The sequence below is a fragment of the Aureibaculum luteum genome (assembly GCF_003449015.1).
Classification (GTDB): Bacteria; Bacteroidota; Bacteroidia; order Flavobacteriales; family Flavobacteriaceae; genus Aureibaculum; species Aureibaculum luteum.
The window spans coordinates 75,541-101,281 of sequence record NZ_QRGD01000004.1; the positions used below are offsets into that span (position 1 = coordinate 75,541).

16 protein-coding genes are annotated in these 25,741 nt (G+C 33.1%); 6 read left to right on the top strand and 10 right to left on the bottom strand.

Translation table 11 applies throughout. The annotated features are described in order from the left end of the window. Positions 1-94 precede the first annotated feature (94 nt). The 4 genes from D3P13_RS11120 to D3P13_RS11135 all read left to right on the top strand — a co-directional run bounded on the left by D3P13_RS11120 (position 95) and on the right by D3P13_RS11135 (position 3,981). The gene (locus D3P13_RS11120; protein ID WP_117882376.1) at positions 95-967 is read left to right on the top strand and encodes an AraC family transcriptional regulator; all 873 of its coding nucleotides are present in this window, start codon (positions 95-97) and stop codon (positions 965-967) included. A gap of 331 nt (positions 968-1,298) precedes the next feature. Continuing rightward, positions 1,299-2,036, top strand: a complete 738-nt coding sequence (locus D3P13_RS11125; RefSeq protein WP_117882378.1) for a (Fe-S)-binding protein — start codon at positions 1,299-1,301, stop codon at positions 2,034-2,036. 2 nt (positions 2,037-2,038) lie between these two features. Further along, the gene (locus tag D3P13_RS11130) at positions 2,039-3,403 is read left to right on the top strand and encodes a LutB/LldF family L-lactate oxidation iron-sulfur protein (RefSeq protein ID WP_117882380.1); all 1,365 of its coding nucleotides are present in this window, start codon (positions 2,039-2,041) and stop codon (positions 3,401-3,403) included. Next, a complete protein-coding gene (locus D3P13_RS11135) occupies positions 3,403-3,981 on the top strand; it encodes a LutC/YkgG family protein (RefSeq protein ID WP_117882382.1) in 579 nt (192 codons plus the stop codon). The genes D3P13_RS11130 and D3P13_RS11135 overlap by 1 nt, the downstream gene beginning before the upstream one ends. 113 nt (positions 3,982-4,094) lie before the next feature. Here D3P13_RS11135 and D3P13_RS11140 read toward each other — a convergent pair whose 3' ends face one another. From D3P13_RS11140 to D3P13_RS11150, 3 genes are all read right to left on the bottom strand, one after another. Further along, a complete protein-coding gene (locus tag D3P13_RS11140) occupies positions 4,095-6,506 on the bottom strand; it encodes a glycoside hydrolase family 3 N-terminal domain-containing protein (protein WP_117882384.1) in 2,412 nt (803 codons plus the stop codon). Positions 6,507-6,526: 20 nt separating this feature from the next. After that, complete coding sequence (locus D3P13_RS11145) at positions 6,527-7,405, bottom strand: hypothetical protein (protein WP_117882386.1); 879 nt, start codon at positions 7,403-7,405, stop codon at positions 6,527-6,529. A 75-nt stretch (positions 7,406-7,480) separates the two neighbouring features. Then, complete coding sequence (locus tag D3P13_RS11150; protein WP_117882388.1) at positions 7,481-8,704, bottom strand: glycoside hydrolase family 88 protein; 1,224 nt, start codon at positions 8,702-8,704, stop codon at positions 7,481-7,483. Positions 8,705-9,307: 603 nt separating this feature from the next. Here D3P13_RS11150 and D3P13_RS11155 point away from each other — a divergent pair. Then, positions 9,308-12,538: a SusC/RagA family TonB-linked outer membrane protein gene (locus D3P13_RS11155; protein WP_117882390.1), complete on the top strand. Its 3,231-nt coding sequence runs from the start codon at positions 9,308-9,310 to the stop codon at positions 12,536-12,538. A 30-nt stretch (positions 12,539-12,568) separates the two neighbouring features. Then, a complete protein-coding gene (locus tag D3P13_RS11160; protein ID WP_117882392.1) occupies positions 12,569-14,350 on the top strand; it encodes a RagB/SusD family nutrient uptake outer membrane protein in 1,782 nt (593 codons plus the stop codon). A 717-nt stretch (positions 14,351-15,067) separates the two neighbouring features. Here the strand turns inward: D3P13_RS11160 and D3P13_RS11165 are convergent. The 7 genes from D3P13_RS11165 to D3P13_RS11195 are packed head-to-tail and all read right to left on the bottom strand — an operon-like array spanning position 15,068 to position 25,694. Next, positions 15,068-15,805, bottom strand: a complete 738-nt coding sequence (locus D3P13_RS11165) for a DUF6250 domain-containing protein (protein ID WP_117882394.1) — start codon at positions 15,803-15,805, stop codon at positions 15,068-15,070. Between the two features lie 13 nt (positions 15,806-15,818). After that, entirely contained in the window at positions 15,819-17,453 is a 1,635-nt protein-coding gene (locus D3P13_RS11170) for a GH39 family glycosyl hydrolase (RefSeq protein WP_117882396.1), read from the bottom strand. Between the two features lie 32 nt (positions 17,454-17,485). After that, a complete protein-coding gene (locus D3P13_RS11175) occupies positions 17,486-19,789 on the bottom strand; it encodes a glycosyl hydrolase family 95 catalytic domain-containing protein (RefSeq protein ID WP_117882398.1) in 2,304 nt (767 codons plus the stop codon). A gap of 5 nt (positions 19,790-19,794) precedes the next feature. Continuing rightward, positions 19,795-21,225, bottom strand: a complete 1,431-nt coding sequence (locus tag D3P13_RS11180; protein ID WP_117882400.1) for a glycoside hydrolase family 30 protein — start codon at positions 21,223-21,225, stop codon at positions 19,795-19,797. Between the two features lie 32 nt (positions 21,226-21,257). Continuing rightward, positions 21,258-22,853: a sialate O-acetylesterase gene (locus tag D3P13_RS11185; RefSeq protein ID WP_117882402.1), complete on the bottom strand. Its 1,596-nt coding sequence runs from the start codon at positions 22,851-22,853 to the stop codon at positions 21,258-21,260. Positions 22,854-22,892: 39 nt separating this feature from the next. After that, the gene (locus D3P13_RS11190; protein ID WP_117882404.1) at positions 22,893-23,699 is read right to left on the bottom strand and encodes an SGNH/GDSL hydrolase family protein; all 807 of its coding nucleotides are present in this window, start codon (positions 23,697-23,699) and stop codon (positions 22,893-22,895) included. Positions 23,700-23,735: 36 nt separating this feature from the next. Next, entirely contained in the window at positions 23,736-25,694 is a 1,959-nt protein-coding gene (locus D3P13_RS11195) for a DUF1565 domain-containing protein (RefSeq protein WP_117882406.1), read from the bottom strand. Positions 25,695-25,741: the final 47 nt, after the last annotated feature.

Consider the following 25,741-nt stretch of genomic DNA (forward strand, 5'->3'; position numbering starts at 1 on the left):
TTTCAACATCAAAAAGATAATATTATTTTTGCCTAAATTGTATATCTATTTGTAATTTACCACCTTTACGTATTGATTGTATATATTTCAATTTATGAAACTACATTTATTAGATAGAAGTAGCATTAATAACACTTCATTAACCACTAAAGTTAATGACTACCCCTATTTCTTAAAAATTTGGCATTATCATCCTGAATTAGAACTTGTAGTAATATTAAAAAGTGAAGGTACTTGTTTTGTTGGTGACAGTATAGAGAAATTTGAAGTTGGTGATGTTATTTTGATAGGAGAAAATGTACCCCATATGTGGTTAAATGATGAAGATTATTTCAAACGAAATTTAAAAGGAGGTGCAAAAGCCATTGCTGTGCATTTTAAACAAGATTATTTAGGTGCTACATTTTTTGAGACTCGCGAAATGAAACATCTTTCAGAACTTTTTGAAAGAGCCAGATATGGATTAAAGTTTTTAAACATCAATAAAAGTCTTATCGAAGATATTTTATCCATGTTAAAGCAAACAGGCTTTGAAAAAACCATTTCATTTTTAAATATCCTTAATGAATTAGCGAAGCACAGTACAACCAAAAAACTCTCAAGTGAAGGATTTATAAATTCATTTAAGGCCACAAAAAGTGATACTCAAAATAAGGTAATGGCCTACATTTTTAAAAACTTCAACAAAACCATTACACTTGACAACGCTGCTCAAATTGCAAATATGAATGCCTCTGCTTTCAGTCGTTATTTTAAGCGAATCAATCGTAAAACGTTTTCTCGTTATGTGTCTGAAATTCGTATAGGTTATGCATGTAAATTACTCCTTGAAGATAAAATTAATATCTCCGCCGTGTGTTATGAATCAGGCTTTAACAATATTTCCAATTTTAACAGGCAATTTAAATTAATAATGAATTGTACCCCGTCCATATATGTGCAAGAACACAAGTTTGAAGTCCACTAATATGGTAGTGGATTGGTTCTCAAATTTAACATCTCAAATGTTTTATTTATAAAATTATCAACCACCTTACAAACAACAATAATTTGCTATTATCATAATGAAATACTATAAAAAGCAAAAATAGTATTACAATTAATCAAATAATAGATAGACTTTTAGTCCTAATCTAATTACTATTGTATCAGCCATTTTTAATACCTAATGGTAAATATTGAAGTAATAAATACAGTTAGTTTATGATGTATTTATATTCGTTAAAATACTATTCATTTTTATAAAGAATAGTATTAGAATTGTAATAGATAATTCGAATAAAAAAAGTAACACTAAAATGAAAGTAGGTTTATTTATACCTTGTTATATCAATCAACTGTATCCACAAGTAGCAATTGCTACGTTAGAATTATTAGAGAAATTAGGTGTAGATGTCTATTATCCTAAAGGACAAACTTGTTGTGGTCAACCACTAGGTAATTCAGGTTATGAAGGTGATGCTAAAGGTAGCTGTCAGGTATTTGTCGAAAATTTTAAGGAATATGATTATATAGTTGGTCCATCTGGAAGTTGTATTTATCATGTAAAAAAGCATTTCGATATTATCGAACAAACACCCGAAGTTATTAAAGTGCGAAACAATGCCTATGAATTGTGTGAATTTATTGTAAAAATTTTAGGAAAGACAGATTTAGGGGCTTCCTTTCCTCATAAAGTAGGTTTGCATAAAAGCTGTCATGGATTAAGAGGATTGCATTTAGGTTCCTGTTCTGAACGGATGGACCCTCCATTTTCTACTGAAGAAGACTTATTGAATAACGTAAAGGGCTTGGAACTAATGTCACTGACCAGAAAAGATGAATGTTGTGGATTTGGAGGTACATTTTCTGTATTTGAAGAAGCTATTTCTGTTAAAATGGGAAGAGATAGAATTCAAGATCATTTAGATAATAATGTAGAAGTAATTACGGGAGCAGACCATTCGTGTTTAATGCATTTAGAAGGATTAATCAATAGAAATAAACAACCCTTACGAGTAATGCATATTGCTGAAATTTTAAATAGTAGTATTTAGTTATGAGCCACGCAGAGAAAGCCACAATTTTTAATAAAAATGAAGCCAAAGTAAATTGGCATGATAAGGCCTTGTGGTACGTTAGAGAAAAACGAGACAACGCAGCCCATAACGTAAAAGAATGGGAATATTTAAGGGATTTAGCCTCAGCAATTAAAGCCAATGTCCTTTCTGATTTAGATACATATTTGGTTGAATTTGAAGCCAATGCTCTAAAAAACGGAATTAAAATCCATTGGGCTTCAGATGCTGAAGAACACAATGCCATTATCGGTAAAATTTTAGATGATAATAACGCAGAGAAAGTAGTAAAAAGTAAGTCTATGCTTACGGAAGAATGTCATTTGAATCCGTACCTAGAAGCGAAAGGTATTGAAGTAGTAGATACTGATTTAGGAGAATACATCGTACAAATTGCAAAGGAAACACCTAGTCATATTGTGTTGCCTGCAATTCATAAAACCAAAGAAGAAGTAGACGAATTATTTCAAGAACACTTAGGTACAAAACCCAGCAATGGTAATCCTGAGTATTTAACCAATGAAGCTAGGAAACATCTCAGAGGAAAATTCTTAAAGGCAGATGTTGCTATAACAGGTGTTAATTTTGCCATTGCAGATACTGGTGGCATTGTAGTGTGCACCAATGAGGGAAATGCAGATATGGGTTCCCATTTAGCGAACGTTCATATCGCAAGTATGGGTATTGAAAAAATTATTCCGAAAGAAGCTCATCTGGGTATATTTTTACGCTTGTTAGCTCGAAGTGCTACGGGACAACCCATAACCACCTACTCCTCACATTTTAACAAACCTGCCGAGGGTAAGGAAATGCATATTGTAATTGTAGACAACGGGAGAACAGAACAACTAAGTAGAGAAGATTTTAGAGCCTCATTACATTGCATCCGTTGTGGAGCTTGTATGAATACCTGTCCTATTTATAGACGTAGTGGCGGTCACAGTTATGAAGCTACCATTCCCGGACCTATCGGTTCCATATTATCTCCAGGTAAAGATTTAACCAAGCACAGCTCATTACCATTTGCATCAACCTTATGCGGTTCATGTTCTAATGTATGTCCGGTAAAAATAAATATTCACGAGCAGCTCTATAAATGGCGACAAATAATTGTAAAAGATGTTAAGCAGCCTATCGTCAAAAAATCAATTTTAAAAATAGCAGGTTCTGTATTAGCAAAACCTAAACTGTACGATTTTGCAGGTAAATCAGCTCGATTTATGTTAAAATATACACCTCGTTTTATGATCTACTCCAAATTAAATGCTTGGGGAAAAGCACGAGAATTACCAGAAATAAAAAATGAAAATTTTGATCAGTGGTACAAAATAAATAGAAAAAAATAATGGGGAGAGATTCAATTTTAAAAGCTATAAAACAACATAAGCCAGATTTACTTCCGCTACCGGAAATTGATGGTGCACGTTTTGATGATGATGTAAATCTATTAGACATTTTCAAGCATAATGTTACCCTTGTTGGGGGAAGCATTAAAGAGATTGACAAAACCTTAATAGATCAAGAAATTAAAAAGCAATTCCCTGATGCCAAGAGTATTGTTGCTCTTGCTGAGGCATCTTCTTTAGGTACAATTTCTGTGAACAAACAAACGAATCCTCATGACTTGGCTACGATAGATTTAGCCATTGTAAATGGAGCCTTTGGTGTGGCTGAAAACGGAGCCGTGTGGATTTCAGAAAAAGAGAGCATTGTAAGGGTACTTCCTTTTATTACCAATGATTTAGTTGTTATCCTATCAAAAGAACAGCTTTATCTTCATATGTTAAATGCATATGATGCTATTTCAACAAGAGATCGAAGTTTTGGTGTATTTATTTCAGGGCCTTCAAAAACCGCAGATATTGAGCAATGTTTGGTTATTGGAGCTCAAGGGGCTATGAGTTTAACAATACTATTGGTATAAGAATTTTTTATTTTTAAGATTATATAAAAAAAGAAGAATTCATATAGCATAACTATTATGAATTCTTCAAAAAACTAATTTAAATGAAAAGTTAAATTCCTTTACCAATTGTCTTATTCGACAATAAATTTTTCCTGTAATTTTATATCTTCAGAAGAGGCTCCAATGCGTACTTCAAATTGACCAGATTCAACTGTCCAATTCATATTTTTATCTAAAATTGCTAAATCATCAGGGTGCAGTATAAAGTTTACTGTTTTTGTTTCGTTCGGTTTTAAATGTATTCTTTCAAAACCTCTAAGCTGCGAATCATAAGTGGTAACACTACTAACTTCATCTTTTACATATAATTGAACCACCTCATCCCCTGCTCTTTTACCCGTATTTTTGATGGAGAAGGAAACATGAACATCTGCTTGTGATTTTATGGTATTGGGTGTTACTTTCAAATCACTATATTCAAAAGTTGTATAACTCAAACCATAACCAAAAGGATATAAAGAACCTAGTACTCTTGTGTTACCAGCTCTATTTGGCCCTGCACCAGGTTGACCTGCTTGTGAGCCCGGTTTAAAAGGAAAATTTAAAGGTATTTGTCCAACCGATTTCGGAAAAGTAACTGATAATTTTCCACCTGGATTATAAGCTCCAAACAATGTTTCTGCAATAACTTCACCAGCTGCTGTACTAGGAAACCAAGCCTCTAATATAGCAGGTAAAAATTTATTTTCCCAATTAATAGTTAGTGGCTGTCCATTAATAAGCACTAAAACTACAGGTTTTCCTGTTGCATATAATGCTTGAACTAATTGTAGTTGACGACCAGGTAAATCTAAACTAGTTCTTGATTTTGACTCACCAACGGTATTGTCATCCTCACCAACCACAGCAATAATAATATCAGATTTTTTTGCTTGTTCTACTGCCGCATCGATATCCTCTTGTTCTTTTCTAGACAATGGTGTTGGAATAATTTCACTCTCAGGCCAATTAGGATCAATAACATCACAACCTTTAACATAATTAACGTCTACTTTAGTACCTGCATACTTTTTTATACCTTGATAGACAGAAGTTGAAGGATTAAATGCGGGACCATATCTACTATATGTAAAACTTGTTTCATCAGCTAAAGGTCCAGTTACCAAAATGTTCTTGATTTCATTAACATCTAATGGCAACAGATTATTTTCATTCTTTAGCAACACTAAAGCTTCTCGATTTATTTGCTTTGAAAAAGCTTGATCTTCCTTGGTATGTACCAATTTATCTGCGGCCTTTGTATCTTTTACATAGGGACTATCAAACAAGCCTAATCTGAATTTGACTCTTAATACATCAGCTACTCTAGCATCAATAGTCTTCATTGAAATTTCCCCATCATGAATTAATTCACGTAAAGGTTCAATAAATGATTCTGGTGTTCTAAACGTGGTACGAACATTTAAACCTGCTTCTATAACTTGACGAACCGCTTCTTTATAATCTTTAGCAACATGGTGTTTATCAGAAACATATTCTACGGCTTCACTATCAGAAACTACATAGCCGTTAAATCCGAATTTTTCACGTAGTAATTCTGTCAAAAAATAATGACTACCAGTTATTGGTACACCATCATAATCGTTATAACTACTCATAACACCCATAGGTGCGGCTTCTTTTATAACTTTTTCAAAAGGGTATAAATACATTTGAAACATTTCACGCGGTGCCACATGTGGATCTGTTCTTGCTTCTCCATCACGAGCTCCTTTTGGAACACTATATACCGCAAAATGTTTTAAAGTTGAGGCTACACCTTCAGATTGAATTCCCAACACCATTTGCTTACCTAATTCTGAAATATGGTAAGGTTCTTCACCATAACATTCTATTACGCGTCCCCAACGTGGGTCACGAGCAACATCTAAAATGGGAGCGTAAACATTAGTATATCCTAAAGCTTTGGCTTCACGACCAACGATGCTTCCTGCTTTGTAAACCAACTCTTTATTCCATGTACTACCAATTCCAATTGGTGCTGGTAAGGGCGTTGCTTTTTCGTGACATAATCCATGAATACCTTCATTGGTAAAGTCAACAGGAATACCCATTCGCGTTTCTTCTACAAACCACTTTTGAACGATATTAATAGTTTCGGCATGTGTACTATAGGGAAAGGCATATTTAGTATGCGTTTTTTCTTGATTCCAAATGGTATTTAAATGTTCATCAATATTGGCAATACCATCTTTCCAAACCTCATTTTTCCATTGGTCAGTTGGTAACTCATCTTGTAATACACGAGCAAAACCATAAAGTGTGGTTAATTGACATGTTTTCTCATTCACATTCATTAATGAAACTAGATTTTTAACACGAGCTTCCAAAGGAGCTTTTGAATCTTCAAAGACTTCTTTGGTACCATTTTTATTAAAATCAATCCAATCTTTATGATATATATTATCCTTTTCCGATTTCATTCCTATAAATAAAAACGATGTGATAAGAAGTACTAGTAATTTTTGTTGTTTAAAGATCATATGCTTTTTTTAAACCGTAATTATTTCGTCTGGTTTTCAATAATTTTTTTAGCCATATCAGGATTCGTTTTTTGTTTTCCTGTTAAAAGGTAAATAATCATTCCTGCATCAGAAGGATCAAAATCTCCTTTTTTTATACAGGTTAATTGTCGGTCGTATAACCAATCCAATTGATTTTTTAATTCTTCAGAGGTTTCTCGAATGGATAATGTTTTCATCCAATCGTACAAATGCTTAGGAGCTTTTAATCCTACATAGCCATCACCACCATTTTGATCCTTAATGCGATCAACTATTAAACCTTTTGACTCAAATTTTTCACGTATCTCATTCCAAGTCCACCCAGAATGACTTTCCCATTTAGTGTATGGTTTATCCGAATGTCTATTATTCCAATTCGAATGTGAGATAATTCTTACATATTTTAATTTAGATTCCATGGCATTATTTAATCCACTTCCCACTACATGCATAGGTCCTGCTGCTACTATAGTCAACGGACTATTTTTACTTGACTTATTAATTTCATTTGTTATTGCCTCAATTGCTTTGGTAGAATCACTTACCGCTTCAATAAAATTAGATTTCTTGAATTGATATATTTCTTTTCCTTCCAGAGCACTTATTAGCATTTGCTTTTTACCATCACTTTTCTCGTGATTGCTACCCCAAATATGATCACTAAAGGTATATACCGTCAAACTATCTTGCAAATTTCTCGCAGAAAGTAATGCCAAACTTAATGGCGTAGCTGCCCAATCATCATGATCATGCTCATTACCATCAGAACTTATTACAATTCTACCAGTTGTATATGGTATAGTTTGCCCAAATACATTCGCAAATGGAATAAAATTTAAAATTAAAACACTTAGTATATACCTGGATTGATTGAACATATAAAACTATTTATAGCTGCAAAATTAACAAAAAGAGAATTTCAAATATTGATCCGTTTGAAATGAGATAAGATCCTATTTATTAAGTTTTTCCATTTTTTTAAGTCTCATCAAAGCTTCCATATAATAATAATCAGCATAAATTATTGGAATATCTATTTCTGAATTTTTAGGATAATGTCCGGTTGAATGTAATAATAAAGCTTGATTAGTATCGCCACTTAAATATTCTTTAGATGATAATATTTCAATATAGCGAGAAGCCGCATTTATATATTTTTCTTTTAAATCTTCATCTTTTACTAAGCCAGCTAACTCTAACATACCGCAAGCAGCTACGGCTGCAGCCGATGCATCTCTAGGTGCATTTGGTATTTTAGGATCATCAAAATCCCAATAAGGAATACCATCTTTAGGTAAACGATTCATATAGTGATCAGCTAATTTAATAGCTGTATCTAAAAACTCTTGTTCTCCAGTTTCTCTATAAGCCATTGAAAATCCGTAAATACCCCAGCCTTGTCCTCTTGCCCACATCGATTCTTTAGCATAACCTTGATGTGTATGACCTCCTAAAAATTCACCTGTTTTTTCATCAAATGAAGCTACGTGATACACGGCACTGTCTTTACGTACACTATGCTCCATGGTTTTTTCGGCATGACTTTTAGCAATATCATAAAGTCTTTGTTCTCCCCCATTCTTAGCCGCCCAAAAAAGTAACTCTAAATTCATCATATTATCTATGATGGTATTGTATTGAAATTTTTCCTTTTGGCTTGGCCATGATAAAATTGTACCCACTGTAGGATTGTACAATGTAGCTAATGTATCTGCTGCAGCTAATAATATTTCTTTATAAGCTTCATTCCCTGTTAATCGATATCCATTACCATAACTACAATATACCATAAAACCGATATCGTGATTATCAGCCGGTGTATAGGCGATCGTTTTAAGTGGATTGGTAAAACGTTCCGCTTGTTTTTTTATTTCTTCATCATCAGAAGCTTCATAAGCATACCATAAAACCCCTGGATAAAACCCGCTACACCAATCTTTTACACCTACAAAATGCCAATCTGTAGTTCCTTCCTTAATATTTCTTGGAAAACTATCCACAGAAGTTAACCCTTCAGCAGTTTTTTTGGTTTTCAATACATTCGTATTTAAAACTTCTTCTAGATTAAAGGCATTTGATTTTGTTATGGTATCTGCAATAGGCATTTCTTTTTTAGTCGAATTGCATGCTGCTATTAAAAAGATAGCTAAAATTAGCAATGGCTTAGTAAGATTCATTTGTTATATTTTTAGAATAATTAGTATTGTATTTTTCTATTACAATTTTACTGAGAATCTAAAACACCGAGCATAAATTAGTATTCAAAAACTATAAAATATCACTCTTTTAGATGTGTAATCCTTTTGATTACTATTATAATGTGACATTTGTTTTTTGAAGTCCTAATATATTTATAAAAACTATTGTTTAAAATGAATGTGTATCATTTATTAAGTAAATACGAATTCACTTCACCTTGAATTATCTTCTAATACAATTTAAAAAATACAGTTATAGATAAGAACATCAGCACATTAATTGTATACTAACCTGTCTAAATTTAAAATCTATTTTACTCTTTATTGGAATGGCATAATCAACTACCACTACATAAACTTTAACTAATATTTAATATTTAATTAATAATTAATTAACAACTACTAAAAGTAAGCTATTTTTAAAAATGCTTGCAAACAAAGGTGTTTAATAGTTAAATGAACTATGTTTTATAGTTTTTGAATATTAATTTATAAATACCTTTCTTAAATCTTTTTAATATTGTGTAATGATTTTAAAGAAAAAATCAATACTTAAATTACTAACTTAAAAATGACAATTTTATGATTAAAATTAAACACAATCAGAGAAATCTGAATCATTTTTACGGTCTATTCATTATAATAGGCTTTCTGTTTTGCGGAGTGTTCACTCAGGTGCATGCTGCAAAAAATAGTTCAGTAAATGAATTTAAACAAACTACCACAGTAACTGGTAATGTTATTAGTGCAGACGATAACATGCCGCTGCCGGGGGTAAATGTTTTTGTAAAAGGTACACAAAATGGTGTTGTTACAGATTTTGATGGAAACTATACCATTAATAATGTTGCATCAGATGCCGTATTGGTATATAGTTTTGTTGGGTTTTCTACAAAAGAAGTAACTGTAAACAGTCAAAGCTCAATCAATGTTATATTAGAAGTAGATGCTCAAACTTTAGACGAAGTTATAGTAGTTGGTTATGGAACAGCAAAAAAGGAAACTTTGACAGGTTCTGTTGAACAAATTAAAGCTGAAGCTTTTGAAGATATAGCTGTAGGTAGTCCTGCATTAGCTCTTCAAGGTAGAACACCAGGTTTAGTTGTTACACGTACTTCTTCTAGACCCGGTGATGAGGGGGTTAATTTTCTTATTAGAGGAGCCTCTTCTATTAATGGTATAGAACCTCTTATCGTAATAGATGGTATTCCTACAATAAATTCATCAACGTTTAATGATATGAATCCCAATGATATTGAAAACATAAGTGTTTTAAAAGGAGGATCTGCATCTATATATGGATCACGTGCTGCAGGTGGTGTTATTTTGGTTACTACTAAAAAAGGAAAAGGAGATGTTAAAGTTGAAATAGGTTCAATTTTAAGGATGGGTACTATAGGTATTCGCCCACCATCACCAACGATGTCTGAATATGGACAACTTTATTTAGCGGCAGTTGATGAAGATTTAGCTTCTGGTAAGCCGCCTCGTTTTTTCTTTTGGAATGATCGTCCAACTGTAGAGAGAATTGCTTCAGGAGATGAAGGTTTTTATGATTTACCTATAAACGGAAATATATGGTTGGGTAATTCAGCTAAATTTGATGAAATGTTTGGTAATTCAAATTCGAGCCAACATAATTTAAGTGTATCGGGCGGCGGAGATAAAAGTAATTACCGTGTTTCAGCCGGATATGATAAAAATGTTGGTGGTTTAAAAGTTGCTGATGATAGTGCAGATAGATATAATTTCTCTATAAATTATGGTCTTGACATCAGCGATAGATTAAGTGTTAATACTAATGTTACTTATTTTCATAATAGCTTTTCAGGACCTGCAGCAGGTTTAGCAAGGGAAGCCGCTACATGGGATGCTCCCTTATTTCCTACGTATAACCCCGACGGACAATATTATGCTAATTTTGGAGGAGTTAATATTACGGGTGATAGAAATGCAATAGCACAAGTTAAAGATGCCGGTCGTGAAAATTATACAAGAGAGCAGTTTAAAATAGCTGCACAGGCTACTTATAAAATAACCGAACATTTAAATGCTACTGGATCTTATGCTATTAGTAAGCAAAATAGCAAATGGCAAAGATATGCAGTATCAGTACCTTTATATAGTTGGCAAGGTGGTTTCTCTAATAATATAAACAATACAACTTTTATTGAAGAAGGAACTGGACCTGATAACAAAGACGGTAACATAACTTATAAGAATTATAAAGGAGCTTTAAATTATAGTAATAGCTTTGGAGATCATAATGTATCAGGACTTGTAGCTGTTGAAGCGGAAAAAAATATAATTGATGAGTATTACATGAGGAGAAATGGTTTTGTTGACTATGGTGTATATGATATAAACATTGGAGCTACAGATCAACTTGTAACCACTTCAGGTGGTGGTAATACCTGGGGGTCATACGGTTATATAGGTCGTGTAAATTATGATTATAAAAGCAAATATTTATTGGAAGTACAAGGCAGACGCGATGGATCTTCAAGATTTGCAGATGGAAAAAAATGGTCTAATTATGGTAGTATATCTGCTGGTTGGGTTTTAAGTGCTGAAGATTTTCTTAAGGATAGTGAATTAATATCATTCTTAAAAATAAGAGGTGGTTATGGTGAATTAGGTAGTACGTCAGGTATTGGTAATTTTGGATATTTATCTACAGTTGGCTTTGGTTCAACTGTTTTTGGTCAAACTAATGCTTCACAACAAGCAACTTCAAGAGCCAGTAGCTTATTTAGCAGTACTACAACATGGGAAAGGATTGCAACAAAAGAAATTGGTGTAGACTTTAGATTGTTTAAGGATAAAATGTTTGGTTCATTTGACCTTTATCAAAAAGAGAATATTGGTATGCTAGTGAGAGGTATTTTACCACAAGTTCTTGGTACCAACGCTCCATATACTAATATAGGGACTCTTGAAACAAATGGTTGGGAAGCAATGTTAGGATGGAGAGATAAAATTGGTGACGATTTAGATTTTACCGTAAGTGCAAACATGAGTGATAGTAGAAATGAAATTACTAAATATGATGGAGCTCAATCAATTGTAGAGAACTTAAATGCTGCATCTGCTGGTAGAAACATATTAGGTAAACCTATTAACTCATTTTATTTATGGGAAACTGATGGTTATTTTGATTCTCAAACTGAAGTTGATGCGTATTATGCAAGTCTTAATCCAGGAGGAATATTACCATCGCAAACTTCAAATGACGCTTTACGTCCTGGAGATATGCGAGTTGTAGATTCTAATGGAGACGGAACTCTTGATAATGATGATTTAACCTACAAAGGAGACAATGCTACTCATTATGTTTATGGTTTGAATTTTAATGTGAATTATAAGAATTTTGATTTAAGTGCATTTTTCCAAGGTGTTCTTAATCATCAAATCTATAGAACAGGTTATTTTGCACAACCTTTCCAAGCAGAATGGCAAAACCAATCTAATACATGGTTAGGCAGAACATGGACTGAAGATAACCGTAATGCAGAGTTTCCTAGATTAACAACCCAACGTGGATTATCGAAATGGAACTATAGAAGTAAAGATCATATATTACAAAACAATAGATATATGAGATTAAAATCTCTAATAGTAGGTTATAATATTAAAGGAGTGAAAATAGGTAATACACCTATCGATAATATCCGAATTTATTTTTCAGGAAATGATTTGTTTGAATTCACCAGTGTAAAAGATGGATATGACCCTGAATTTCAAGCGAGTACTAATGCAAGTGTTTATCCATTTATGCGTACATGGGCATTGGGTTTAAAATTATCACTTTAAGATAACTAATAATAATAAAATCATAAACAAATGAAAAAAATAATATATATAATAATTCCGTGCGTAATGATGCTCTTTACATCTTGTGCAGACGACTTTATTGATTTGACACCACCTGCTTCAATTACTGACGATGTTTATTACACTGAAGCTGAGCATTTTTTAACAGGATCAAACAGATTCTATACAAACTTAATAAGATGGAATGACCAAGATGTATTTTCAGATCATGGTTCCGATTTAGTAGGTTATACGGAAGACAGTGACATGCAAGAATATAGTAGAGGTGACACTCAAGCACCAGCAAATGATAGTTATTATTCAAATGCTTATAATGCTATTAGAGATATGAACCTATTACTATCGAGAGCTGAAGCATATGAAGGAAATGACATAGGTGAGTATGTAGCTGCGACTAAATTTCATAGAGCTTGGCAATATTTCTTTTTAGTACAACGATTTGGAGGTGTAACTATAGTAACAGAACCTCTTGATGTTAATTCGGAAGCATTATATGGACCACGTAATAGTAGATATGAAGTGGTTGCTCAAATATTAACTGACTTAGACGATGCTATTGCTGGTTTACCTGCAGAACAAGATATCGCCTCTGGTGATAAAGGCAAGATTAGTAAATGGGCAGCTATGTCATTCAAAGCAGAAGTACTATTACACGAAGCTACTTGGATGAAATATGTTGGCACTACAACTGATGGTGATGGAACTTCCACAGGTGCTGGTAGTGCTGGTTTTAATGATTCAAATATCAATATCTACCTTCAAGAAGCAGTTACCTTAACTAAAACGGTAATGGATCAAGGTGGTTTTGAACTATGGAATCACAATGCAGATCTTGATAATTTGAGTTCAAATTTCTTATTTAATTTAGAAGATGGTGGCTCTAACCCTGGTGGTTATGATAAGGCTACAAATAATGAGTATATTTTTTACAATAAATACGATTTTACATTCAGACAGGCAGGTACATTAGTAAGTCACGTTTATGAAGGGAGATTAAAACCTAGCAGAAAAATGGTAGATATGTTTTTATGTGATGATGGATTACCAATAGCTCAATCTCCTAGGTTTCAAGGATACGCAAATACACCTGACGAATTCCAAAACAGAGACTATAGAATGAGGGCTTATTTTACCTATCATAAAAACCTTGGTGAAATCCCTCAAAATGGAGATGTTACTTTAAGTGGAACAAACAATTTTGGTTACTTCAATTCAAAATTTATGAGTTGGAAATGGGGAACAGATGAGGCTTATAGAGCAACAACAACTGAAGCCTATGACATGCCTTTTATACGATTGGCTGAAGTATATTTAATGTATGCGGAAGCTTTATATGAATTAAATGGTAGTCTTTCTGATGAAGAAATGGAGGAATCTATTAATTTGGTAAAAGCTAGAGCTGGTTTACCTGGAATAACTAACGCCTTTTTATCTTCTAATAATATGGATATTAAAACCGAAATTAGAAGAGAGCGTACTATTGAACTTTATGCAGAAAGTGCAACAAGGTTTAATGACTTAAAACGATGGGGTATTGCAGAGCAAGAATTAGGTGAAGCAATTTATGGTGCAGTTATAGAAGGTACAGTTTATGAAAGTACACCTGCCTTATACGACCCATCTAAATATGGTTACGGTGAAGAAACTACGACGACAGGAGTTGGTCCAAGAAGATGTCTTGTAGTTCAGCCTTCAGCGATTCGTAACTTTTCAAAAGATGACTATCTATTTCCGGTACCTACATCTCAGACCGGTTTAAATGATGAGTTATTACAAAATCCTGGATACTAGTTTCAGAGAAAATAATTATTTGAGTTAGATTGCAGAACGGCTATAAACTATATGTTTATAGCCGTTTCTATTTTGTTATAATTCCTGTTTGGAGTAAATAAAGAATGAATCCTGAAGCGTTTGGAGTATCGAAAACTTCTAGATATAAATTTTCTTGTACCTATAAAATTCAAACGTAGAGCCACGGATTTTATACAAGAAACTAAGACCTTATTGAGTTGTTAATTCGGATGGTTCCTAAGAATGAATATAGAAGGGTTGTCTATGTTGAGAACTATTTGTGTAAACGAATTGAAGAAGGCTTCTCGATACACCACGCCAAAAAGCGTGGCACTCGAAGTGACGTACTATTAATGATTTTGATTAAAATTTAAATCCATCGTCTGTTCAATGGTTTTTACTAAAGTTTCGCCGACAGCATAGTGTTCTCTAAAAATTAATATACAGCCTCAGAAGTAGCGTGAACTATTCGTTTAAACAAATTGAAGAAGGCTTCTGGATACACCACGCCAAAAAGCGTGGCATTCGAAGAGACGTGCATTTTATACTTTAACTAAGACCCTTATTCTGTCGTCAGTTCGAGTGGTCTCGAAGAATGAGAGATTGTATCGAGAACTTTTCGCGTACTGAAGGTTCTCGATACACTTTTTTATTTCTCTGCATCTTAGAAAAAAACACTCTCAATACTAAATTTTATTTAAAATGCACTAAGAGTTTCTATTGTATTTGATACACTTTAAAATTATCTACAGTCATATGGTTTTTAACCGTTCTTAAACCAAAATAACCTGATGTATAAGGGTTAGAATCAACAAAATCAACAAACAATTCATTATCTCTGTAGTATTGTATAACACCATTATGTGCTATTATTTTGATGTGATATCTTTTATTAGGGGCTAACATGAATTTTGTATCAGACAAATCATGTTCATCAATTAAAGGACGCTCTCCATTACCTACGTAACGTCTAAATCGTGTAGTACCATTGTCATTCCCTCCTACTCCCATATAATATAATTGGAGTGCATCATAATTCGAAAATTTACCACCACGTTTCTTAGAATCTGCAAACAAGTTTGTTGGATTTTTAGGATCAGACGCCATCCAAAAACAATTCAAATCAGACACTCGATCGTTAGCACCTCCATCTTGGATGATAAACACATCATATTCAATAACGATTGAGCCTTCAAATTTATGGTCTAACCAAACCGTGCAACCAGAATCATCGTTAATTTCTAATTTACTTTTATTAATTGCTACACTACCTTTTGGCATTTGCTCTACAACCCAATTATCCATTCCATTATCAAAATTCTCTTCAAAAACAAGTTCAGTAGCAAAGGTTTTTCCTTTTATTTCTATGCCCTTAGTATCATTATTACATGAAGATAAAATACCTAACACCAATGCTAAAACAATGAAATTTGTGAATTTTTTAGAATATAACATGTTCTTTATAGTTTTAATTTACTTGTTTGATTAATACTAAACTCCAAGGAGTTATGGAATGCTTAATAGTTAAAACCCCATTTTTATTTGCTTTAACAAATTCTTTTTTCATGGTATTAGCATAGTCTTTCATTACCTTAACCTCTTCTCTTGTTGGTGGTTCAGGTTTACCCATTGTTTCCCAAAAATTATGAATATTACCGTGGTCTTTATCTAAAATTTCTATTTCAAACATACTCCCAGCTTTTAATCCTGTTAACGTGAAATCTAAATTTTTAGCCGTTCCTGTTTCACGTTTATCTCTTCCTGAAGGTACTGCATTTTGATATTCTTTAGGGTAATTATAAGCCAAGGCTACAATGTTACCATCTGATGATTTTTTAGAAACAAAAAGGTAATCATCTTTATATAATTTTTGATCACCTAACTGATGTAACATTCTATACGCATGATACGATGGTTTAACCAACCCTTGAAAATTAATCATTCCAAAACCACCATGAAAAATACTTGAAGCTCCACCTTTTTCTTCAAAGATATCAGTAAACGTCCAAAAAGCTAAAGAATTTGTTAACCCTATACAATCTAAATTTGTTTTTACAATATATGCAGCTGCGGGTAAACGATCATGCATTGCATCTCTACTACTTGGACTGGTATTCCATTCTGTAAGATGAATTTCTACATCTGGAAAATCACTTTTAGCAATCGTTTTATTCAACCATTCTAAATCTAATTTTGTTGACTTTACAAAGCGTGTTAGTCCCCTTCCCTTTCCTGTTTCTGGATTAAATGCATAATCAGTTGGATAAGGATGGCAACTTACAAAATCAACAGGTAAATTTTCTTTTTTACAATAGTTGAGAAAATCTTCTATCCATACGCCATGCCATTCTAAAACGTTAATATCATCCGCTTTAAAAACAGCATCTGAAACATTATCATTTACAAGTTCGCCTTCAAAACGATTATCTGGCACAAAATTACTGGTTGATGGACCTCCAACTTTAAGCCTATTATCTACAGATCTAACAGCTTTAACGGACTGTTTGTATAACTCAAAATATTGTGATTTGGTTGCATCCCAAAACCCTCTATGTAAATTAGGTTCATTCCAAACTTCAAAATACCATGTTAAAACCTCATCTATTCCATAACGATCAACACAATGTTGGGTAAAAGCTTTAATCAAGTCATGCCATTTACCAAATGATTCTTCATTGGGAGTAATATTACCTTTCCACCACATTGTGGTTTTAGAATTCTCAGCGGCTATACTTTTTGGAAAAAAACCTAGTTCTAAAAATGGTTTCACATTTAAGTCTAACATTCTATCAAACAAATCATCAATATACTGCCAGTTATAAACGGTTTTTCCCTTTTCTTGAAAAACGGGAAACATATCATCATGAAAAAGTCCATGAAAACGAACATATTCGAACCCACAATTTTCTTGTACTTGTTCTAACTGTTCTAACCATCCTGCTCGTAAGCCTTCATTGGCACGACCCGCACCAACCATTTTACTCCAAAAATGATCAAATTTCTCTCCTTTCACTTGAGCATCAATTTGTATGTTTTTTTGTGCGTTAATTAAAAAACTACTTCCCAAAATTAATCCTAAAACTACTATTTTTAATATTTTCATTATTACTATTTTTTACTGTTCATTCTCTTTTATTAATACTTATACTCAGGCACTTTGTATTCCATTATTTCTTTGTAATTCATTCCTTTTTTCACACCATATTGATTCATTTTTGATTCCAAATGTTTTATGGGTTCCATTATTGCTTTATCAATGTTTTTTGATGAAATCAAAATCGTTTCTCCCTTTTTTAAATCAATACGAAATTCATTTTCTGAATTTTTTACTATTTCAATTTTTTTGCCTTTATTTATTTGAATGGCGTTAGTCCAATCTAAAACTTTTAATACACACGGTTTACCAGATAAACTTTTTATGGATACCCATTCCGTTTTACTATCATTCCGCTTTGCACTCACTAAAAAACCACCTTGAGCCCGTAAATTTTGAAAAGATGCATCTTTCCACGCATCTGGAACTGCTGGAAAAACGCGAATTTTATCTCCCCAACTTTGTAATTGAAATTCCATAATAGATGTAGCAGCACTCAGAGGTGTTTCTATTACTGGATTTTTACCATTCCCTTCCATATAAAATGTATTGGGTAATAAAAGAGCCGTTCCTATTTTACCATTTAAAAAATGTTGCATAATGCTATTCGCCTCATTCCCTTTTCCCAAGGCTGCATATAATGACGCTGCCCCCGTAAAGGAGTAACCTACCAATTTTGCCCCATCTTCGATTTTATGCCAATGAATAACTGATTTTTCAACCAATGCTCGATCTTTAGGTGCGTCTGGATTTAATTGAAATAAAGGGTATAATGCCAATAAATGTGAATAATGCCGATGTGACATATCTACAGGTTGATTACTCCCAATCATTAATCCATTTTCATCCACAGGATAATCAATTAGGTCGTTAAGCGTTTGTTTCCACGCTATAATACCTTCAGGGTTTTTATTAAATTTTTCGTTAGAATCAATCAAAGAATTTAATAACCATCGTAAAATTGACAGGTTGTAATTTGTATTTCGAAAAGTTTTAAACCCTTTGTATTCTGGTGAACCCATTGCTGTTAACTCAATTTCTCCCTTCTCATTTCGAATCATATGTTTTTTATATTTCTCTAAAATTTTAATGGCTTTAGGCACCCACTTCTTTTGAATGGCCTCATCATCACCCTTATAATTATAATACAACCAATAATTGTGTGTAGCCCAAGCAAAATCTCCCAAACTTTTTCCACTTTTATTTTCAACCATATACTCAAAGTGAGTATCTATTAAATGAATAAAATTTTCCGCAATATCTAAATGATTACTGGTATTAAATGGCCAATAAGTCAATTGTACGTTTAAATTCCACCATAAACTTGGCCAACCCGTATTTTTATAAAAAGGTCCCATTAAATCTAATGCAGGACCATCAGCACGAGAGCTAGCTGCCATTTTATAAATTTGAATCCAGTAGAAAGATTCCATCTTGGCATCTGGCATTGTTATAAATGATTTTTTATAATAATTATGCCACCAATCGCTATGTGTTTTTATAATAGTTTCTGCTTTTAAACCCATAGCATCTTTAACTGTGTTAACTGCTACTTTAGCCGAAACATTGGCCGTTGGAACTTCATTTGCAATGGCTACAAATAAAGTAGAGTTATTTTTTGATGTATTCGATTTTTTCTCTTTCCAAGCCGTTGCATAATCTCCTCCAGCCAATAAGGATTGTGTACAAATGGAAATACCATTTTCCACAGTAATTATGGGTTTAGGATTTGGTTTATAGCTTAATGTTTGTGGATGGTCTGGTTTTGCATATACTCTTGGTGTAATGGGATTACCCGCTAACCATTCCCATTTATAATCAACATTTTTATTAGTCTTTCGTTCTGTTGAACTGATTTCAATAATATTCATCATTCTATCATAAGGTGTAAAGGCTCTAAAGCTTATTTCACCTAAATCTGTATAAATAATACCTCGGATTTCGGCATTCCATAAATCTTGACGAATGGTAGCTGAAATAATTTTACCAACAGGATACAATGCCATTCTACCAACATCTAACCTCGAGAAATCATATAGGTTATACCCTTTAACACCCATAGATGTTTTTTTATGAGGAGCTCCTCTATGATCGGTAACGTCTTGTCTTCCCATATGAAAATCAATACGGTTCTCACTCATAGTAGCATAAACCATCATACCTACTTGACCGTTTCCTGTAAAAGCACCTTCATTCCATTGCATGGGAATTTCTTCCCAAACCAAGTCATGTTGTCCTAAAAATTTAGGCCAATCAATGTTGTCAATAACCTGTCCTTGCAACCGAAAAAAAGTTAATAAAACAATGACTAAAACTGTACTTCTAAAATTTGATTTAGAAATCATATAAATTATTTATTTATAATTAAGGAATTAATCGATAATGCTTGTACTTCAATTTCAAATAACTGTTCCCCTATTTTAAAATTTAGATTTTTATTCGTTTTATCAGGATTGTTAACTAAAAGCATAACACGGCCATCTTTTAACTGAAAGGCCAAATGATTTTTCCCTTTAGAAGATTTTAAATAATGATCACCTGGTTGCAAAAAGTGCGATAAGTGTTTAAATAAATAAAACTCATCGGTATATGTAACATTTTTAGTTACTTTATCTATGACTACCATTGAGTTTTGTGGCCATCCCCAAGCACTTTTTCCTGTTTCATCTAATACCATATTCCAATACATATGAGATCCTGCTCCATTGTTAAAAAAGTGTACCAATGTTTCCCAAGAACGATCGAAAGCTGTCCAATCATTTTCTCCTTCTCCACACTTATTCTCCGTTTGCATGTATTGTAAATCTGGATACTCTTTATGTATCGTAGGAATAGCTTTAGAGCCGCCCCATTGAAAACCAACACCCTTTATATATTTAGCTGACTTTTTATTATCCAAAATGGTTCTAACATAATTCGGATTACTATAATTAATAGTTCCTAACCAAATTTCTGTATCTAAACCATCATTTTCTAATTGAGGGCCTAAGTATTCTCCAATAAACAATGAGAAATCTTCAGCACGCCAAGTACAACTAGGCCAGTTTGGTGCATAGGCAATTTCATTTTGTGGTTGTATTGAAAATAAATCTATCCCTTCCTTTTTATAGGCCTTAATAAATTTTGAAAAATACAGGGCATATGCTTTTAAGTACTGGTCTTGCATTTTAAATGCAGTAGCATTACTCAATATTTGAGCACCAGGATTCATTCTATTTCCATTTGACCTATCATTCCAATCGCCTGCACGTAAAGAGTAATGTTCATTCACTTTCATCCAAGCTGGAGGTGTCCATGGTGATGCCCATATTTTTAAATCTGGACGGTTTTTTAAAGCGGCTTTTAAATAGGGTATCAAAATATATTTATCTCTGTCTATATTAAAATCACGCATAACAAAATCTCCTGGAACATCATCGTGAGAATAATAACTTAAGGCATAATCAGAAGCACCAATTGGTATACGGCACATTGAAAAATTACAGCCGTCTTTTGAAAAAAGAGCTTTTATAACTTCCTTAGCACCTTTATCATCTAGCCTCTGAATAGCTTCCCAACCTAACTCATTAAAAGCACCACCAATACCATCAACTTTTTGCAATACACTGTCCGTATAAACAGTGATATCAACCTTAGATTCACTAACCTTCTTTTTAAGAAACTTCTTAGGCTTAACCCAACGTTCTGAAGCTGTTGTATAAATTAATTCTACTTTTTGAGCATATAATAAATTAGAGACTAAAAGCACCAACATGAGTACCGTGTAATTTATCTTTTTCATCCTATTTGATTTAAATTAGTTTTGTGATTTGATTAATTTTCAGTCGAGAAAACAGCAGCAGGTAATCCCTCCTTATTATATAAATTAGCACCTTCAGGATTACCAGACCAAGCATATCTAACTTGTTTTGGATGTGCTACTGATGCATTCCAAACTTCTATTTTATTTTTAGATATTATTTTTGCTTCTGCGGGTTTCCAGTTCCCCTCTTGATCCAAAATCTCGAACCACTTTAAAGGTTCTTGTACGGCCACAGTAGGGTTCATCAACTTTTTATTACCTACCATTAACCCTGCTCCTACTTCACTAAATTCAATTTCAATTTTATTACCTATAATTTCTTTGGTAACATATAATGGTCCACTGACTACCGGAATATCAATGTGATAATCCTTCTTCAATGCCCAAAGAGCTAAACGTTTACCTGCATCCATTTTATTATGAGGATGTATGTCTTTTGCCTCACCAATATCATATAATACGGCCATACCCGTATTTGGCAATTTTAACGTTCTACGTAATTTATCATTCACTGTTGCCCATCCTTTATCTGCTTTATCATTACCACGCTTACAGGCGGCCAACTGTGCCCAATAAAAAGAGAAATCACCTTGATTCCAATCTGCTCTCCAACTATTTATCATCGTGGTAAACATCTTTTCATATTCATTTGGCATATTTACAGCGTTACTTTCACCTTGATACCAAATGGCTCCTTTAATAGCATACGGTATAACAGAATAGAGCATGCCATTATATAATGTTGCAGGTACTTGTCTGTCTTTTCTAGGGTGGTCAGCAGGTTTTGGCTTTCTGCCTTTCTTGCCTTTTTCTATCCATGCAGTTAATTTTTTCTCAAGCTCAATATCTACATAGTCTTTGGCATCCAGCTTTTCTATGGTTTCTTTAAGTTCTTTTCTGTTCGTTTGAAAATATTCCTTTAAGTTTTCATCTGCTAAAAAAGCTTCTTCTGAAATCCAAGGTTGAATTCTTGATCCGCCCCATGAACATTCTACCAATCCGATGGGTACATTTAATTCCTTGCGTAATTCTTTAGCAAAGAAATAACCGATCGCTGAAATTTTCTTAACATCTTCTCCCTGTGCACTAACCCATTGCCCAGTAAAATCAGTTTGTTTTTCGTATAAAGATGTATTTTGAAGTACTTCAATATGACGCAGTTGGTTGTCATTTGCATTTTTAACCTCTTCTCTTATATACGCTACTAATGGTTGATATTTTGGTTCTTTGGAATCATGTATAAATTTTTCCAAAGCAAAATCCATATTAGATTGTCCCGTACAAAGCCAAACTTCACCTGACAATACATCGTTTATAACCAATTCATTTTTACCTGTTATTGTGATTTGAAAAGGACCTCCTGCTGCTGGTGTTTTTAATTTTAATTTCCAAGTACCATCAGTATTTGCAATCGTTGTAGCCTTTTCACCCCAACTCCCTGAAATTTCTATTTTCTCATTAGGATCAGCCCAACCCCATATTGGAATCTCAGTATCTCGTTGAATGACCATATGATCCGTAAAAAGTGCATTTAATTTCACATCTGCAATCAAAAATTGTGGTATAAACAATAGAAGGAGTATTATAATTTGACTGTGTTTTTTCATTTGAATACGAGTTTATAATTATAGTGTTCTATAAATAGTTTATTTTAATTCTTTTGTAATTAATCGTGCTACTTCTTTTCCTTGTTGTGTAAATCCTAAATCATTATAATGGACATTTCCAGGTTCTTGTGCCCATATCTTAGCATTTGGTTTTGTAAATGAATAAAGATCGTTTATTATAATGTCTGGATACTTCTTAAGCACCTCCAACGCGGCTGTATTAAATGTAACACTATCTCCTTCAAAACGTCCTTTGGCATTCTTTGGGACCGGTGTTGTGGTAGCAAAAATCAATTTAGCCTTTGGAAAGTTTAGTTTTAAATACTTACATATTTCATTGAGGTTCTCTTTGTATTCACGTATCCATGAAACTTGTTTTCCGTTTGCTTTGTTTAAATTTTTACCTTTCAAATATTTTAGATCATGTAAACCCACATTAAAATGAATTAAATCCCATTTAAAATTCCATCCTTTTTCTAAACCTGGTTGAAACATTTTCTCTTGCAGTTCTTCCATATTTTCTATAAAATTATGACTTGAACCTCCATTTTTGAACAGACGAATAACTGTGGCTTTGTTATTCAATTCTTCTCTAACCGACTGAGAATATGCAATTGAAATGGAGTCGCCATATATGAATACATTAGGTAATCCTTTTTTAGGATGTACATACTTAAAAGCCTCTGTTTTATAAACAGATCCCATAGTACCACATAACTTATCCCAAATTAACCTGCATATTTCCTCATCAGAATTTCTATCCTTAAGAGCTGCAAATACAGCTGGAGACATCCCCGCACTTATAGCACTAAGACCTAGAATTTTTATAAATTCTTTACGTTCCATTGATATTATTTTTTTAAGTAAGCTCTACCCAATAACTTATTCTATATTCCATACTTTAATTTTATTCTTACCTATTTTTAAATTTTCAAATGGGCCAACTATCGGAATCTCTTTTGTTCTTATTTTTCCAAAAAAGTCTTGGTTAATAGTTATTGGTGAACCATCTCTATTTTCAAATGGTGTTTCCGATTGAAATGCAGCTCCCAATAATGCGGTAGTAACTAATTGGGTTTTCACACGTTTAAAACTCTCATCCACAGTCATATTCAAATAGTAACCATCGCCCTCTTTAGTCAGACTAATTGCTGGATTTAAAGTTCTATTCTCTAGAAAATTCGTTTCAATAGTTGATGGTAGTGCTTTGTTTACATAAAGATTACCATCTATAAAAACAGGAAATTTTTGTTTGTTGTAATTATTGAGACCACCTGGTGATTTCCATTGGTATGTGGCTGATGGAAAATCATTATAAGCATTTAAACCATAAAACTGGCTTTTATTCAACGTATCGTTATTGGCGGCAAAAATATTATTGTAATATCGGTCATCTCCAAGAATAACAGTCATCATCCCAAGAACTTCTGTAGAATGTGGAAAATGATAATGTGTAAATCGATTACTCGCCGCACGCATTTGTACATTTCCAGCAATTAGATTATTTATAAAAGCCGTTCCTTGTGAAGCATTAAGAATTCCATTTTCAGACAATAGTATATTGTTGTCAATAATCATTGGACCGTGATTAACCTCTATAAATAAATCTTGATCTTCATTATTATATAAGAGATTTCCCGTTACGCGTGCTCCTTGTGCCTGCCAATCGAGCCATATTCCACGATGATTATCATGAATGAAATTATTTTTAATAATAACATCAATAGCTGCATGTAGTTTTATGCCTCCTATTTCCCATCCATCAAATTGCTTTTTTACATTAATATTATAAATGTGATTGTTGCTTATTTCACTAAACACACCTCCTAAATGACCAATAATCCCACCTTGTTCACAGTCTCTTATCGTATTATTTCTGATAATATGAGAACCTATTGTTTCTTTAGACCACCCCAATTGCAACGCTTTAAAAACAACTTCTCTTTCACGTTGTGTTCCGTGTTTTTTTTGGTCTCGTTTCCATAAATTTTGACCTGAAGCTCTTTCTTTACCTATTACAATTCCTGAACATTTTGAATCAGAAATTACATTATCTTCTATAATCCATCCTTTACTCCAATTTGGACCAATTAATCCCTCTTGCTCTGCTGTTGGAGGTGCCCATTGTGTAGCCGCTTGAGCCATTTTGAATCCACGAACCGTTATATAATTAATTCCTGTATTTTTAGGAAAAAATACAGTTGGTCTTACATTTATTTCAACCAACTCTTTGTTCGGATTTATCCCATTTAAATTAGCATAAATTGTAGTAGTCTCTTGATTACTTTCGCAATACCACTTGTATTTAGACCCTTCTGTATCTGTTGCTCTTTTTAATGAAGTTTCTGAAAACACCTTCGCCAAACTATCAATTTCATAAAGTGCCTTACCATTTATATATACTTCACCGAGATGATGATCTCGTCCATAAGTCTTCGTTAACCAATCTCCATAAACAATTTCTTGATAGGGATTAAAGTCACCAAAAAAATCATTATTTAAAACAACTTTCCAAACGGTTCCTTTGTGCTTTTTCCATGTTTTAATATGTTCCGAACCTTTAATCCAAACCTCTTCATTTTCTGCTGCTTGATACACAATTCTATTACTATCATTTATTCCTCCAAAACGGGGATTTACCCATTCTCTATAAATTCCTTCATGCACGGTTATCACATCCCCTGGTTGAGCGACTTTTGCTGCTTTTGAAATGGTTTTAAATGGGGCTACTTTACTCCCTTCATTAAAATCGTTCCCTTTTTTTGAAACGTGGTATTCTTTTGCCTGAAGTAGTAATGAAAATAAAAGAAATGATAATAATGTAAATATGCTCTTTTTCATTTTCGATCTATTTTAATAATTGTGATATAAGTTTTTAAATTTCACAG

Bases quoted from the DNA above. Each gene is read 5' to 3' on its own strand.
- D3P13_RS11120 (WP_117882376.1), top strand. From the start codon at position 95: ATGAAACTACATTTATTAGATAGAAGTAGCATTAATAACACTTCATTA.
- D3P13_RS11125 (WP_117882378.1), top strand. From the start codon at position 1,299: ATGAAAGTAGGTTTATTTATACCTTGTTATATCAATCAACTGTATCCA.
- D3P13_RS11130 (WP_117882380.1), top strand. From the start codon at position 2,039: ATGAGCCACGCAGAGAAAGCCACAATTTTTAATAAAAATGAAGCCAAA.
- D3P13_RS11135 (WP_117882382.1), top strand. From the start codon at position 3,403: ATGGGGAGAGATTCAATTTTAAAAGCTATAAAACAACATAAGCCAGAT.
- D3P13_RS11140 (WP_117882384.1), bottom strand. From the start codon at position 6,506: ATGATCTTTAAACAACAAAAATTACTAGTACTTCTTATCACATCGTTT.
- D3P13_RS11145 (WP_117882386.1), bottom strand. From the start codon at position 7,405: ATGTTCAATCAATCCAGGTATATACTAAGTGTTTTAATTTTAAATTTT.
- D3P13_RS11150 (WP_117882388.1), bottom strand. From the start codon at position 8,704: ATGAATCTTACTAAGCCATTGCTAATTTTAGCTATCTTTTTAATAGCA.
- D3P13_RS11155 (WP_117882390.1), top strand. From the start codon at position 9,308: ATGATTAAAATTAAACACAATCAGAGAAATCTGAATCATTTTTACGGT.
- D3P13_RS11160 (WP_117882392.1), top strand. From the start codon at position 12,569: ATGAAAAAAATAATATATATAATAATTCCGTGCGTAATGATGCTCTTT.
- D3P13_RS11165 (WP_117882394.1), bottom strand. From the start codon at position 15,805: ATGTTATATTCTAAAAAATTCACAAATTTCATTGTTTTAGCATTGGTG.
- D3P13_RS11170 (WP_117882396.1), bottom strand. From the start codon at position 17,453: ATGAAAATATTAAAAATAGTAGTTTTAGGATTAATTTTGGGAAGTAGT.
- D3P13_RS11175 (WP_117882398.1), bottom strand. From the start codon at position 19,789: ATGATTTCTAAATCAAATTTTAGAAGTACAGTTTTAGTCATTGTTTTA.
- D3P13_RS11180 (WP_117882400.1), bottom strand. From the start codon at position 21,225: ATGAAAAAGATAAATTACACGGTACTCATGTTGGTGCTTTTAGTCTCT.
- D3P13_RS11185 (WP_117882402.1), bottom strand. From the start codon at position 22,853: ATGAAAAAACACAGTCAAATTATAATACTCCTTCTATTGTTTATACCA.
- D3P13_RS11190 (WP_117882404.1), bottom strand. From the start codon at position 23,699: ATGGAACGTAAAGAATTTATAAAAATTCTAGGTCTTAGTGCTATAAGT.
- D3P13_RS11195 (WP_117882406.1), bottom strand. From the start codon at position 25,694: ATGAAAAAGAGCATATTTACATTATTATCATTTCTTTTATTTTCATTA.